This window comes from Streptomyces sp. NRRL F-2664 (assembly GCF_000719345.1).
Lineage (GTDB): Bacteria > Actinomycetota > Actinomycetes > Streptomycetales > Streptomycetaceae > Streptomyces.
Genome location: NZ_JOFX01000001.1, coordinates 14,745 through 28,092, shown reverse-complemented (window position 1 = coordinate 28,092; position 13,348 = coordinate 14,745). Strand labels below are relative to the sequence as shown.

8 protein-coding genes and 1 pseudogene are annotated in these 13,348 nt (G+C 73.2%); 7 read left to right on the top strand and 2 right to left on the bottom strand.

All coding sequences use genetic code 11. The features are described from left to right. Window positions 1–136 precede the first annotated feature (136 nt). From IF89_RS0100125 to IF89_RS0100110, 4 genes and pseudogenes are all read left to right on the top strand, one after another. Entirely contained in the window at window positions 137–589 is a 453-nt protein-coding gene (locus IF89_RS0100125; RefSeq protein ID WP_030759079.1) for a MarR family winged helix-turn-helix transcriptional regulator, read from the top strand. Window positions 590–628: 39 nt separating this feature from the next. Next, window positions 629–3,564 (top strand): annotated as a pseudogene (locus tag IF89_RS37455) (FAD-binding and (Fe-S)-binding domain-containing protein). A gap of 170 nt (window positions 3,565–3,734) precedes the next feature. Next, a complete protein-coding gene (locus IF89_RS0100115; RefSeq protein ID WP_030759075.1) occupies window positions 3,735–5,621 on the top strand; it encodes an ABC transporter transmembrane domain-containing protein in 1,887 nt (628 codons plus the stop codon). Further along, window positions 5,618–7,399, top strand: a complete 1,782-nt coding sequence (locus tag IF89_RS0100110; protein WP_030759072.1) for an ABC transporter ATP-binding protein — start codon at window positions 5,618–5,620, stop codon at window positions 7,397–7,399. The genes IF89_RS0100115 and IF89_RS0100110 overlap by 4 nt, the downstream gene beginning before the upstream one ends. A gap of 177 nt (window positions 7,400–7,576) precedes the next feature. Here IF89_RS0100110 and IF89_RS0100105 read toward each other — a convergent pair whose 3' ends face one another. Next, a complete protein-coding gene (locus IF89_RS0100105; protein ID WP_030759070.1) occupies window positions 7,577–8,368 on the bottom strand; it encodes a metal-dependent hydrolase in 792 nt (263 codons plus the stop codon). Window positions 8,369–8,450: 82 nt separating this feature from the next. On the opposite strand from IF89_RS0100105, the gene IF89_RS0100100 reads away from it, so the two are divergent. The 3 genes from IF89_RS0100100 (at window position 8,451) to IF89_RS0100090 (ending at window position 12,436) form a co-directional block, all read left to right on the top strand. Continuing rightward, window positions 8,451–11,033: a DEAD/DEAH box helicase gene (locus IF89_RS0100100; RefSeq protein ID WP_078628001.1), complete on the top strand. Its 2,583-nt coding sequence runs from the start codon at window positions 8,451–8,453 to the stop codon at window positions 11,031–11,033. Window positions 11,034–11,103: 70 nt separating this feature from the next. Then, window positions 11,104–12,027: an acyl-CoA thioesterase gene (locus tag IF89_RS0100095; protein ID WP_051806651.1), complete on the top strand. Its 924-nt coding sequence runs from the start codon at window positions 11,104–11,106 to the stop codon at window positions 12,025–12,027. A 7-nt stretch (window positions 12,028–12,034) separates the two neighbouring features. Then, window positions 12,035–12,436, top strand: a complete 402-nt coding sequence (locus IF89_RS0100090; protein WP_030759060.1) for a YchJ family protein — start codon at window positions 12,035–12,037, stop codon at window positions 12,434–12,436. Here the strand turns inward: IF89_RS0100090 and IF89_RS0100085 are convergent. Beyond that, window positions 12,400–13,251: a DUF6397 family protein gene (locus tag IF89_RS0100085; RefSeq protein ID WP_051806650.1), complete on the bottom strand. Its 852-nt coding sequence runs from the start codon at window positions 13,249–13,251 to the stop codon at window positions 12,400–12,402. The two genes, IF89_RS0100090 and IF89_RS0100085, sit on opposite strands and share 37 nt — an antisense overlap. Between the last annotated feature and the right edge of the window lie 97 nt (window positions 13,252–13,348).

The following is a 13,348-nucleotide window of genomic DNA, read 5'->3' as shown; positions in this document are numbered from 1 at the left end:
CACCCTCTCGGGGGTCGGGGACGGGGGCAGGGGACGGAGTCGGGGGCGGGCCGGCCCGGCAAGGAGGCGGCACCATGAGAGCATAGGTCATTGTTACCTATACTCACAATGAACGGGGTCCTGCTATCGTTCCCGCATGAGCTCCGCCTCCGACACCGATCGCCTCCTCGCCGAACAGCTCCTGCGGCTGACGCGCAGACTCCACCGGATCCAGAAGCGCCACATGGTGCCCCTCGGGATCACTCCCGCCCAGAGTCGGCTGCTGCGCCTCGTCTCGCATTACGAGGGCGAGCAGCCGCCCCGCATGGCGGACCTCGCCGCGCGGCTGGAGGTCGTGCCGCGCGCGGTGACCACCCTCGTCGACGGCCTGGAGGCGGCCGGGTGCGTACGGCGCGTGCCCGACCCGGCGAACCGCCGCGTCATCCGGATCGAGCTCACCGACAGCGGCCGCGCCACGCTGCGCCGTCTGCGCAACGCGCGGACGGACGCGGCGGAGGAGATCCTGGCACCGTTGACCGCCGACCAGCGCGAGGTGCTCGGCGGTCTGCTGAACGCCCTGTCGGACGCGCCGGCGGAGCACACCTGCTGAAGCGGCCGCGAGCGCCGCTCACGAGGCGAGGGGTCGCACATGCCGCTGCTGGAACCGAAGCCGGGGACCCTGCGCCCGCGCACCACCGGCGGCGGCCCCTCCCCCGACCGGGTCCCCCCGCACCGGGCCGGCGGTACGCCCGAGCCGCTGCGCACCGAGCTGATCGAGCTGCTGGGCGCCGAGAAGGTGCTGTGGAGGGCCTCCGACCTGGTGCGCTACGCCTCCGACGCGTCCCCGTACCGCTTCGTGCCCCAGGTCGTGGTGATCGCCGAGGACGTCGACGACGTCTCCACGGTCCTCTCGTACGCCCGCGGCCGCGGCCGCGAGGTCGTCTTCCGCGCCGCCGGGACCTCGCTGAACGGCCAGGCCCAGGGCGAGGACATCCTGGTCGACGTACGCCGCCACTGGCCGGCGTCGAGGTGCTGGAGGGGGGCCGGCGGGCCCGTGTCCGGCCGGGCACCACCGTGCTGCGGGCCAACGCCGCACTGGCCCGCCACGGCCGGATCCTGGGCCCCGACCCGGCCAGCGCCATCGCCTGCACCGTCGGCGGCGTCGTCGCCAACAACGCCTCCGGGATGACCGCGGGCACGACCCGCGACTCCTACCGCACGCTGTCCTCGCTCACCTTCGTCCTGCCCGGCGGCACCGTCGTGGACAGCGCCGACCCGCTGGCCGACGAGGAGTTGGCGCGCGCCGAACCGGCCCTGTGCCGGGGACTGATGGAGATCAAACGGGAGATCGAGGCCGATTCCGCCCTGACGGCCCGGATCCGCGCCAAGTACGAGATCAAGAACACCACCGGGTACCGGCTCGACGCCTACCTGGACGGCAACACCCCCGTCGAGATCCTCCGGGGACTCATGGTCGGATCGGAGGGGACCCTCGGCTTCATCTCGGAGGTCGTACTCGACACCCTCCCCCTCGACCGCGAACGGTGCAGCGCCCTGCTCTTCTTCCCCTCGCTGCCCGCCGCGGCCGCGGCCGTGCCCCGCTTCACCGGGGCGGGCGCCCTCGCCGTGGAGCTGATGGACGCGAACACCCTCCGGGCCTCCGTCAGCGTCGAAGGGGTGCCCGCCGACTGGGCCGCCCTGCCCGGGACGACGACGGCCCTGCTCGTGGAGTTCCGCGCGCCCGACGCGACCGGCCGGGAGGCCTGCGCGCGCCGTGCGGCAGCCGTCCTCGACGGACTCGACCTGGTCGCCCCGGTGGCCTCGATCACCAACCGCTTCACCAGCGACCCGAGCACCATCGCCGGCTACTGGAGGGCCCGCAAGGCCTTCGTCACCGCCGTGGGCGGGGCCCGCGCCCGCGGCACCACCCTGATCACCGAGGACTTCGCCGTGCCGCCCTCCCGCCTGGCCGAAGCCTGCGCGGCACTCCTCGAACTGCAGGCCGCCCACGGATTCGACGCGGCGGTCGCCGGCCACGCCGCCCATGGGAACCTGCACTTCCTGCTCGCCTTCGACGCCGCGGACCCCGCCGACGTGGAGCGGTACGGCGCCTTCATGGACGCCTTCTGCCGGCTCACCGTGGAGCGCTTCGACGGCTCCCTGAAGGCCGAGCACTCGACCGGACGCAACATGGCCCCCTTCCTCGAACTGGAATGGGGTCCCGCCGCCACCGCCCTGATGTGGCGCACCAAACGGCTCGTCGACCCGGACGGGATCCTCGCCCCGCGGATCCTCCTCGACCGCGACCCCCGGGCCCATCTGCGCGGCCTGAAGACGATCCCGCGGGTGGAGGCGGTGGCAGACCCGTGCATCGAGTGCGGTTTCTGCGAACCGACCTGCCCGAGCGCGGACCTGACGACCACTCCGCGCCAGCGCATCGTGCTGCGCCGGGAGATGGTCCGCCAACCGCCCGGCTCACCCCTGCTGGACGGGCTGCTCGACGCCTACGGCTACGACGCGGTCGACACCTGCGCGGGCGATTCCACCTGCCGGCTCGCCTGCCCGGTCGGGATCGACACCGGTGCCCTGATGAGGGACTTCCGCCACCGCCGGCACGGCCCGCACGAGGAGGCGGTGGCCGCCCTGGCCGCGCGGCACTTCCGGACCGTCGAGACCGCCGCCCGGACGGCCGTCGCCGCCGCGGGCAGGATCCCCGACCGGGTCGGGGACCGGCTGCTGGACGCCCTCAGCCGGGCAGCACGCAGGGCCGTACGGCCGGACCTGGTTCCGCGGTGGCTGCCCCGGCTCCCGCCCGCCGCCGGGGCGCTGCCCGTCACACGGCGGCCGGGTGCCGCGGCCGTCTACTACCCGGCCTGCGTCAACCGGATCTTCGCCGGCCCGGCGGGCCGGCCGGGTCCGTCCCTGCCGCAGGCCCTGGTGGCGGTGTCGGAGCGGGCCGGCAGACCGGTCTGGATCCCCCGCGACGTGGCCGGCACCTGCTGCGCGACGATCTGGCACTCCAAGGGCTATGAGGAGGGCAACCGGGTGATGGCCAACCGGATCGTCGAGGCCGCCTGGGGCTGGACGGCCGGCGGGCGGCTGCCGCTGGTCGTCGACGCCTCCTCCTGCACGCTGGGCATCGCCCGCGAGGTGGTCCCCCACCTGACGCCGGACAACCGGGCGCTGCACGAGCAGTTGCGGATCGTCGACTCCGTCGTGTGGGCCGCGGAGGAGCTGCTGCCGCACCTGGAGGTCCGGCGCACGGTGGGCTCGGCCGTCCTGCACCCCACCTGCTCGATGCGGCACCTCGGCGACGAGGCGCAGCTGCGCGCGGTCGCCGCGGCCTGCGCCGAGGAGGTCGTCGTCCCGGACGACGCGGGCTGCTGCGCCTTCGCGGGTGACCGCGGCATGCTGCACCCGGAGCTGACGGCCTCGGCGACGGCGCGGGAGGCCGCGGAGGTGGCCGCGCGGCCCTTCGACGCGTACCTGTCGGCGAACCGCATGTGCGAGGTGGGCATGGACGCGGCCACCGGACGCGCCTACCACTCGGTCCTGCTCGCACTGGAGCACGCCACCCGCCCGTGAGCGCCGGCGTACGCCAGCCCTGCCCCCCTGCGCGACCAGGCAGCCCGCGGACGGCCGCCCGCGCACATCTCTTTCCCGCGGCGCCCGGCGGACGGAAAATCGATTGCCCGGGCCCGGTCCGGAAGGCGAACCTTGCACGGTTTGGAACAGTCGACCAGTCGTGGGGCGTCATGCAGATCAGTGATCTTCCGTATCCGGATCCGGGGGTGCCCGACGCTCGTTCCGGCCCGCGTTTCCTCCTGTGGCTGGGGCGCGGTCAGATCGGCGGCCAGCTGCGGAGCCTGGGTTGGGGGATGCTGCACTTCGGTGGCGTCGCCGGGCTCCCGTACGTCGTGGGCCTGGGCGTCGACGCCGTCGTCGACCGCGAGCCGAACCGGCTGCTGCTCGTCGGCGGGCTGCTCGTCCTGATCGGCGTCGCCATCTCCGTCGGCGACGCCATGCTCCACCGCACCGCCGTCACCAACTGGATCACCGCCGCGGCACGGGTGCAGCAGCTCCTCGCGCGCACGACCGCCGAGCTGGGCTCGGCCCTGACCCGCCGGGTGGCCGCGGGTGAAGTCGTCGCGGTGTCCACCGGCGACGTCGAGAAGATCGGATGGTTCGTCGAAGCGGTCTCCCGTTTCCTCGCCGCCGTCTTCGCCGTCGTCCTGGTCTGCGTGGGCCTGGTGGTCTACGCACCCGAGCTCGGCGTGGTCGTGGCCGTCGGCGTGCCGCTGATCGCGCTGGCCGCACTGCCGCTGCTGCCGCGCGCCACACGACGCGCCGACGTGCAGCGGGAGAAGGCGGGCAGGGCCACCGAGCTGGCCTCGGACACCGTCGCCGGGCTGCGCGTACTGCGCGGCATCGGCGGTGAGGAGCTGTTCCTCGGCCGGTACCGCGAGGCTTCGCAGGAGGTCCGCACGGCCGCGGTGCGCAGCGCCCGGATGTGGGCGCTGATCTCCGCGATCCAGGTGGCGCTGCCGGGTCTGCTGCTGATCACGGTCGTCTGGTACGGCGCCTCGCTGGCCCTGGAGGGGCGCATCGCGGTGGGCGAACTCGTCGCGGCGTTCAGCGCGGTGGCGACGCTGCTCTATCCGCTGCGGCACTTCGAGGAGATCGCCATGGCGTACTCCTTCTCGCGTCCCTCCGCGAAGCGGGCGGCCCGGGTGCTGTCCCTGACCCGGACGGATCCGGCGGAGCGCCCGGCGCCGGGCGGACCGGTGGCGGAGCCGGGCGCGGGCGCCGACCTGTACGACCCGCGCAGCGGACTGCTCGCGCCCGCCGGCCGGTTCACCGCAGTCGTCTGCGGTGACCCCGACCTGGCGGGCCGGCTGGCGGAACGCCTCGGCGGCCATGCCATGGCCGAACCGGCCGACGGCGGCGCCGTCGCCGTCGCCGGTCCGGGGGCGGAGGACCCGCAGGTGGTGGAGGGTCCGTCGGTGCTCCTCGGCGGGGTCGCGCTGGACGACCTCGGGCTGGACACCGCCCGCAGGCTGGTCCTCGTACAGGACAAGGATCCGGTGCTGCTGTCGGGGACGCTGCGGGAGCTGCTCGACGTACCGGCCTCCGGGACCGTCGCGCCGGGCGCCGCTCTGGCGGCGGCCCAGTGCGCGGACGTGCTGGACGCACTGCTGCAGTCGGCGCCGGACGGGGTCGACGACCCGATGGAGGCCCGGATCACCGAGCGCGGCCGGTCGCTGTCCGGTGGCCAGCGCCAGCGTCTCGCACTGGCCCGTTCGCTGGTCACCGACCCCGAGGTGCTCGTCCTCGACGAGCCGACCTCCGCGGTCGACTCGCACACCGAGGCCCGGATCGCGGACGGGATCGCGGCCCTGCGCAGCGGGCGTACCACGGTCGTCCTGGCATCCTCGCCGCTGTTGCTGGACCGAGCGGACCGGGTCGTGCTCATCGACGGCGGCACGGTGGCGGCGGTCGGGACCCACCGCGAGCTGCTGCACCGCGAACCCCGCTACCGGGCGGTCGTCACCCGCGAGACGGACGAGGAGCAGGGGCTCGCCGGGCACGGGCCGGAACTGACAGAGCTGGAAGCACTCACAGAGATCGAGGAATCCGCATGATCGGCGTGGCGCCGCCGGAATACGACCCGGCCGCCCCGGAAACGGCCGCGACCCTGCCCGTGGGCACGCCGGCGACCGTACGGGGCTATGTGCGCGACCTGTTGCGGCGCCACCGGCGGGCCTTCCTGGTGCTGGTGGGCGTCAACGCGATCGCGGTGATCGCCTCCATGGTCGGGCCCTACCTGCTGGGCCGGGTCGTGGACGACCTGGCGGCGGGGGCCAGGGAGCTCCATCTGGAGCGGATGGCAATGCTGTTCGCGGTGGCGCTCGCGGTGCAGACCTGCTTCATCCGGCTGGTCCGGCTGCGCGGGGCGATGCTCGGCGAGGAGATGCTCGCCGACCTGCGCGAGGACTTCCTGGTGCGCTCGGTGGGGCTGCCGCCCGGCGTGCTGGAGCGGGCCGGTACCGGTGACCTGCTGTCGCGGATCACCACGGACATCGACCGGCTGGCCAACGCGATGCGGGAGGCCGTGCCGCAGCTGGCCATCGGCGTGGTGTGGGCGGGGCTGCTGTTCGGCGCCCTCGCGGTGACCGCGCCGCCGCTGGCGCTGGCCGCGCTCGTCGCGCTGCCGGTGCTGGTGATCGGCTGCCGCTGGTACTTCAGACGGGCGCCTTCGGCGTACCGCTCGGAGGCCGCGGGCTACGCGGCGGTCGCGGCCGTGCTCACCGAGACGGTGGACGCGGGCCGTACGGTCGAGGCGCACCGCCTGGGGCCGGAGCGGATCGCCCGGTCGGAGCGGCGGATCAAGGAGTGGACGGCGTGGGAGCGGTACACGCTGTTCCTGCGGACCGTGCTGTTCCCCGTCATCAACGTCACCTTCGTGACGATCCTCGGCTCGGTGCTGCTGATCGGCGGCTACTGCGTGCTGCAGGGCTGGATGTCCGTGGGCCAGCTCACCACGGGGGCGCTGCTGGCGCAGATGCTGGTCGATCCGATCGGCCTGATCCTGCGCTGGTACGACGAGCTGCAGATCGCTCAGGTGTCGCTGGGCCGCCTGGTGGGCGTGCGGGAGATCGAACCCGACGCGGGGGACGCGAAGGTCGTGCCCGACGGCCGGGACGTCCGTGCCGAGGACGTCCGCTTCGGTTACCGGGAAGGCGTTGACGTCCTGCACCAGGTGTCGATGTCGGTGCCGCCGGGCACCCGGATGGCGCTGGTCGGCCCGTCGGGCGCGGGCAAGTCGACGCTGGGGCGGCTGCTCGCGGGCATCTACGAGCCCCGTACCGGTGAGGTCACCCTCGGGGGGGCCCGGCTGTCGCGGATGCCGGCGGAGCGGGTGCGCGAGCACGTGGCCCTGGTCAACCAGGAGCACCACGTCTTCGTGGGTTCGCTGCGCGACAACCTGCGTCTGGCGCGGACCGGGGCGCAGGACGCCGAACTGTGGGCGGCGCTGGGCGCGGTGGACGCGGACGGCTGGGCCCGGGCCCTGGCGGACGGCCTGGACACCGAGGTCGGTTCCGGCGGTACGGCGCTCACCCCGGCGCAGGCCCAGCAGGTGGCGCTGGCCCGGCTGGTGCTGGCGGATCCGCACACGCTGGTGCTGGACGAGGCCACCTCGCTGCTGGACCCGCGGGCCGCACGGCATCTGGAGCGCTCGCTGGCGCGGGTGCTGGACGGCCGCACGGTCATCGCGATCGCCCACCGGCTCCACACGGCGCACGACGCGGACGTGATCGCGGTGGTCGAGGGGGGCCGGATCAGCGAACTCGGCTCGCACGACGAGCTGGTCGCGGCGGACGGCGCGTACGCGGCGCTGTGGCGGTCCTGGCACGGCTGAGCCGCGGAGCGGGACAGCCGTGCCGGGCCGCGGCCCCGGACAGCCGTGCCGGGCCGCGGCCCCGGGCATCCTGCCCGGAGCCGGACGCCGGCCGGATGCCCGGCGCCGCCTCGTGGGAGCCCGCCGGACACCGGGGCGTGTCGTTCGGATCGGCCCGGCATGATCGAAGGACCCGCCCTAGAGGAAGCCGAGTGCGGAGGCGCCTCCCACGCCGCCCAGCAGGATGAAGACCGGCATGAGGACCTTCAGCTCCACCCAGCTGCCGGCGCGGAAGCGCATCGGCTTCGGCGGGCCGATCGGGTACCAGCGCTTCCCGGCGATCGGCAGGGGCCACAGGATCGGGCAGCCGGAGACGGTCAGCGCGTCGCCGATGTCGTGGACCAGCGCTCCGAGGACGATGGGCAGCCCCAGCCAGAGGTATTCCTGCCCCGGCCCCGTGAACAGCCAGTTCGCACCGTTGCCGGGCTGGTCGAGCACCCCGGCCATGATCCACGCGCTCGTCGCGCCGAGCAGCCAGACCAGGACGTCGCTGGACATGCGGGCGGCCCGCCACAGGAGGCCCTCGACCGCGAGCACCAGGTGCACGAAGAGCAGTGCGAGCACGCCCCATCGGCCGGCGGTGACGGCGAGCGCGGAGGAGCCGCCGCCGATCAGGACCGCCCACAGCCAGGTGTGCGTCAGGGTGCGGTGGCCGCCGGAGCGGCGGGCGTCCTTGGTAGAGCGGGTGGCCTTGTAGACGGCGTAGGAGATCTTGTCGACGACCTCGCACAGGCCCTTGGACAGTGGCCCGAAGGCGCGGGAGATGGTCGCGGACTTGTGGTCGAGGTCCGGGGCGAGGGCGGCGCCGGCGCAGATCAGCGCGCCGACGACGAGGACCGGCCAGGGCATGGGGTGGCCGGCGGCCGCCGTGGCCGCTCCCACCCCCAGCCAGGCCGCCGCCCCGGACAGTGAGTGCGCCGGACCCATCATGCTCGTTCCCCGCCCCGCTGGTGTGTATCGGGCCCTGTCGACCGGTTCGTTCGGGCCGCATCGACGGCACAGCGTACAGTCGGTGATCTTCGTTGCGTCCTCCGGTTCCCGGATCCGGGGGGAAGCCAGGCAAGATGGGGGCGTGACCCTCATTGATCAGCTGCCGCCGACCGCCGACCCCGATGCCCTGTTCGAGGCTTTCTCCTCGTGGGCGCAGGACCAGGGCATCTCCCTGTACCCGGCTCAGGAGGAGGCGCTGATCGAGGTCGTCTCCGGGGCGAACGTGATCCTGTCCACGCCGACGGGCTCCGGCAAGAGCCTGGTCGCGGCCGGTGCGCACTTCACCGCCCTGGCGCAGGACAAGGTGACCTTCTACACCGCCCCGATCAAGGCGCTGGTGTCGGAGAAGTTCTTCGACCTGTGCAAGCTCTTCGGCACCGAGAACGTCGGCATGCTGACCGGCGACGCCTCCGTGAACGCGGACGCTCCGGTGATCTGCTGCACCGCCGAGGTGCTGGCCTCCATCGCGCTGCGTGACGGCAAGCACGCCGACATCGGCCAGGTCGTGATGGATGAGTTCCACTTCTATGCCGAGCCGGACCGCGGCTGGGCCTGGCAGATCCCGCTGCTGGAGCTGCCGCAGGCGCAGTTCGTCCTGATGTCGGCGACCCTCGGCGACGTGAAGCGGTTCGAGGAGGACCTGACCCGGCGTACCGGCCGGCCCACCTCGGTGGTCCGCTCCGCGACCCGCCCCGTCCCGCTGTCCTACGAGTACGTCACCACGCCGATCACCGACACGATCACCGAGCTGTTGGAGACCCGGCAGGCTCCCGTCTACATCGTGCACTTCACCCAGGCCCAGGCGGTCGAGCGGGCGCAGTCGCTCATGAGCATCAACATGTGCACCCGCGAGGAGAAGGACAAGATCCAGGAGCTGATCGGGAACTTCCGCTTCACCACCAAGTTCGGCCAGAACCTCTCGCGGTACGTGCGGCACGGCATCGGCGTGCACCACGCCGGCATGCTGCCCAAGTACCGGCGTCTGGTGGAGAAGCTCGCCCAGGCCGGCCTGCTGAAGGTCATCTGCGGTACGGACACGCTCGGCGTCGGCGTCAACGTCCCGATCCGCACGGTGCTGTTCACCGCGCTCACCAAGTACGACGGCAACCGGGTCCGCACGCTGCGTGCCCGTGAGTTCCACCAGATCGCCGGACGTGCCGGCCGGGCCGGCTTCGACACGGCGGGCTTCGTGGTCGCCCAGGCCCCCGAGCACGTCATCGAGAACGAGAAGGCCCTCGCGAAGGCGGGCGACGATCCGAAGAAGCGCCGCAAGGTGGTCCGCAAGAAGGCGCCCGAGGGCTTCGTCGCCTGGTCGGACACCACCTTCGAGAAGCTCATCGCCGCCGACCCCGAACCGCTGACCTCGCGCTTCAAGGTCACCAACATCATGCTGCTGTCGGTGATCGCCCGGCCGGGCGACGCCTTCCAGGCGATGCGCCACCTCCTGGAGGACAACCACGAGCCGCGCAAGGCCCAGCTGCGGCACATCCGGCGGGCCATCGCGATCTACCGCTCGCTGCTGGACGGCGGCGTGGTGGAGCAGCTCGACACCCCGGACGCGGAGGGCCGCACCATCCGGCTCACCGTCGACCTGCAGCAGGACTTCGCGCTCAACCAGCCGCTGTCCACCTTCGCCCTCGCCTCCTTCGACCTGCTGGACCCCGAGTCCCCCTCCTACGCGCTGGACATGGTGTCCGTCGTGGAGTCCACGCTGGACGACCCGCGCCAGATCCTGGCCGCCCAGCAGAACAAGGAGCGCGGCATCGCGGTCGGGCAGATGAAGGCCGACGGGATGGAGTACGAGGAGCGGATGGAGCGCCTCCAGGAGGTCACCTACCCCAAGCCGCTGGAAGAGCTCCTCTCGCACGCCTACGACGTCTATTCCAAGAGCCACCCGTGGGTGCGCGACCACCCCGTCTCCCCCAAGTCGATCATCCGCGACATGTACGAACGCGCGATGACCTTCACCGAGTTCACCTCCTTCTACGAACTGGCCCGCACCGAGGGCATCGTGCTGCGCTACCTGGCCAGTGCCTTCAAGGCGCTGGACCACACCATCCCCGACGACCTCAAGTCCGAGGACCTCGAAGACCTGATCGCCTGGCTCGGTGAACTGGTCCGGCAGGTCGACTCGAGCCTGCTGGACGAGTGGGAGCAGCTGGCGAACCCGGAGGTGGAGACGGCGGAGCAGGCCCAGGAGAAGGCCGACCAGGTCAAGCCGGTCACCGCGAACGCGCGCGCCTTCCGCGTCCTGGTCCGCAACGCCATGTTCCGCCGGGTGGAGCTGGCCGCCCTCGACCACGTCGACGTGCTGGGCGAGCTGGACGCCGGGTCCGGCTGGGACGCCGACGCCTGGGGCGAGGCCATGGACGCGTACTGGGACGAGTACGACGACCTGGGCACCGGCCCGGACGCGCGCGGCCCGAAGCTGCTGCAGATCGAGGAGGACGTGCAGCACGGTCTGTGGCGCGTCCGCCAGACCTTCGCCGACCCCAACGGCGACCATGGCTGGGGCATCAGCGCCGAGGTCGACCTGGCGGCCTCCGACGAGGAGGGCCGGGCGGTCGTCCGGGTCACCTCGGTCGGCGAGCTCGGCGCCCTGTGACCTGGTCCGGCACGCCGCCGGACCGCCCGGACCGCCCACACCGCCCGGACCCGACTGTGGAGACCCTTTGATGACGAACCCCGCCGAAAGACTGGTCGATCTGCTCGATCTGGAGCAGATCGAGGTCAACATCTTCCGCGGCGCCAGCCCACAGGAGTCCCTCCAGCGCGTCTTCGGCGGCCAGGTCGCCGGTCAGGCGCTGGTGGCCGCGGGCCGCACGGTCGAGAGTGACCGCCCGGTCCACTCGCTGCACGCGTACTTCCTGCGCCCCGGCATTCCCGGGGTGCCGATCGTGTACCAGGTGGAGCGGGTGCGCGACGGACGGTCCTTCACGACGCGCCGGGTCACCGCGGTCCAGCAGGGCCGGACGATCTTCAATCTCACCGCCTCCTTCCATCATCCGGAGGACGGCAGCATCGAGCACCAGCTGCCTCCCCACCACGTCCCCCATCCCGACACGCTCCCCAAGGTCGCGGACGAGATCCGCGAGCACCTCGGGGCGCTGCCGGAGGCGCTGGAGCGGATGGCCCGCCGCCAGCCCTTCGACATCCGCTACGTCAACCGGCTCCGCTGGACACCCGACGAGCTCAAGGGAGCCGATCCGCGCAGCGCGGTGTGGATGCGGGCGGTCGGCCCGCTGGGCGACGACCCGCTCGTACACACCTGCGCGCTCACCTACGCCAGTGACATGACCCTCCTCGACGCCGTGCGCATCCCCGTCGAACCCCTGTGGGGCATGCGCGGTTTCGACATGGCCTCCCTCGACCACGCCATGTGGTTCCACCGGCCCTTCCGGGCGGACGAGTGGTTCCTGTACGACCAGGAGTCACCGATCGCGCACGGCGGCCGTGGCCTGGCCCGCGGCCGCATCTACGACCTGGAGGGCAGGCTCCTGGTCTCCGTGGTCCAGGAGGGCCTCTTCCGCCCGTACCCCGCCCCGCCGGCCCGCCCGGACCGGCCGGACCGGTCGACCGATGCCGCCTCCGAGAACTGAGCCGCCCATGCCCACCCCCGCCCTGCCGTGCCCCTGCGGACTGCCCGCCGCCTATCCGGAGTGCTGCGGCCGCTTCCACTCCGGCGACGGGCGGGCCCCGACCGCCGAACTGCTCATGCGCTCGCGCTTCAGCGCCTTCGCCGTCGGTGACACCGCCTACCTGTTGCGCTCCTGGCACCCTTCGACACGCCCGGCCCGCCTGGACCTCGATCCCGGGCAGCGCTGGGAGCGGCTGGAGATCCTCGCCACGGAGCGCGGCGGGATGTTCGAGACGGAGGGCTCGGTGGAGTTCCGCGCGCACTACCGCGAGGGACGGCACACCGGCTCGCTGCACGAGAACAGCGGCTTCGCCCGCGAGGGCGGGGCCTGGGTCTACGTCGGCCCCCTCTCCCCCGTCGACTTCGACTGACGGCGGGCGCCGGTCAGGGCGGACTCCAGACGGGTGCGGTACCAGTGGACCTCGTCCGGGGGCCCGGCCCGCAGCAGCCCCTCCGCCACCGCTGCGGCGGCCGGGACCTGCGGATGCCCGTACGGCGGGGGCGGGGCGAGCGCGGCCAGGACGATCCGCTCCGCCGGGTCGGGCACGGCCTCGCGCAGCTCGTCCTCGGGGAGCGGGCAGGCCAGTACGGCCGCGCGCGCCCACGGGTCGGCGGTGCGTCTCAGCAGGAGCCCCACATGCCGCCCGCGCCAGGTGCGCGGGCGCAGGTCTCCCTTGGCCGAGAGCAGTTCCCGGTCCTCGGCGGACGCCGTCCCGCGCAGCATCCCCGGCTCCCGCTCGGCGAACTCGCGCAGCTCCGCTGCCAGGTAGAGCCACACGACGGCCCGGTAGCGGTTGATGCGGTAGCCGATCGGGGTGAGGTGCCCGCAGCGCGCGAGCCGGGTGAACCGGCTCGGGCCGACGCCCAGCACCTCGGCCGCCGCCTGGGCTCCGGCCACCGTCTCGACCTGCCGGCGCAGCGCGTCCGGCGGGCCGGTGGCCGCGGCCCGCACCCGCTCGATCTCCGTCCGCGCGAAACGTGCGGCCCCGCCCGCCGCCGCCGGCGGACCGGCCCGTACGATCCCCAGCTGCACGGCCCGCGCGAACTCGCCCCGGGTCAGGCCCAGTTCTCCGGCGGCCTGCGCACTGCCGACGAGCGCCTGCGCTGCGCCCCCGGCCCGAACGGCTGCCCCGTCCCCCTCGCACGCGGCCGTGCCCCTCGGCGGCGCGGTCATCATCTGCGTCATCACGGTCCTCCCCCACGAGCACTGATCACTCTGTGTGAAGACCGTAACCGGGTGCGACGACATCCCGCGAGGCCTGTGGACAACCACCCCGCACCCC

Excerpts from the sequence above, each read along its gene's own strand:
- IF89_RS0100125 (WP_030759079.1), top strand. The coding sequence starts at position 137 with ATGAGCTCCGCCTCCGACACCGATCGCCTCCTCGCCGAACAGCTCCTG.
- IF89_RS0100115 (WP_030759075.1), top strand. The coding sequence starts at position 3,735 with ATGCAGATCAGTGATCTTCCGTATCCGGATCCGGGGGTGCCCGACGCT.
- IF89_RS0100110 (WP_030759072.1), top strand. The coding sequence starts at position 5,618 with ATGATCGGCGTGGCGCCGCCGGAATACGACCCGGCCGCCCCGGAAACG.
- IF89_RS0100105 (WP_030759070.1), bottom strand. The coding sequence starts at position 8,368 with ATGATGGGTCCGGCGCACTCACTGTCCGGGGCGGCGGCCTGGCTGGGG.
- IF89_RS0100095 (WP_051806651.1), top strand. The coding sequence starts at position 11,104 with ATGACGAACCCCGCCGAAAGACTGGTCGATCTGCTCGATCTGGAGCAG.
- IF89_RS0100090 (WP_030759060.1), top strand. The coding sequence starts at position 12,035 with ATGCCCACCCCCGCCCTGCCGTGCCCCTGCGGACTGCCCGCCGCCTAT.
- IF89_RS0100085 (WP_051806650.1), bottom strand. The coding sequence starts at position 13,251 with ATGACGCAGATGATGACCGCGCCGCCGAGGGGCACGGCCGCGTGCGAG.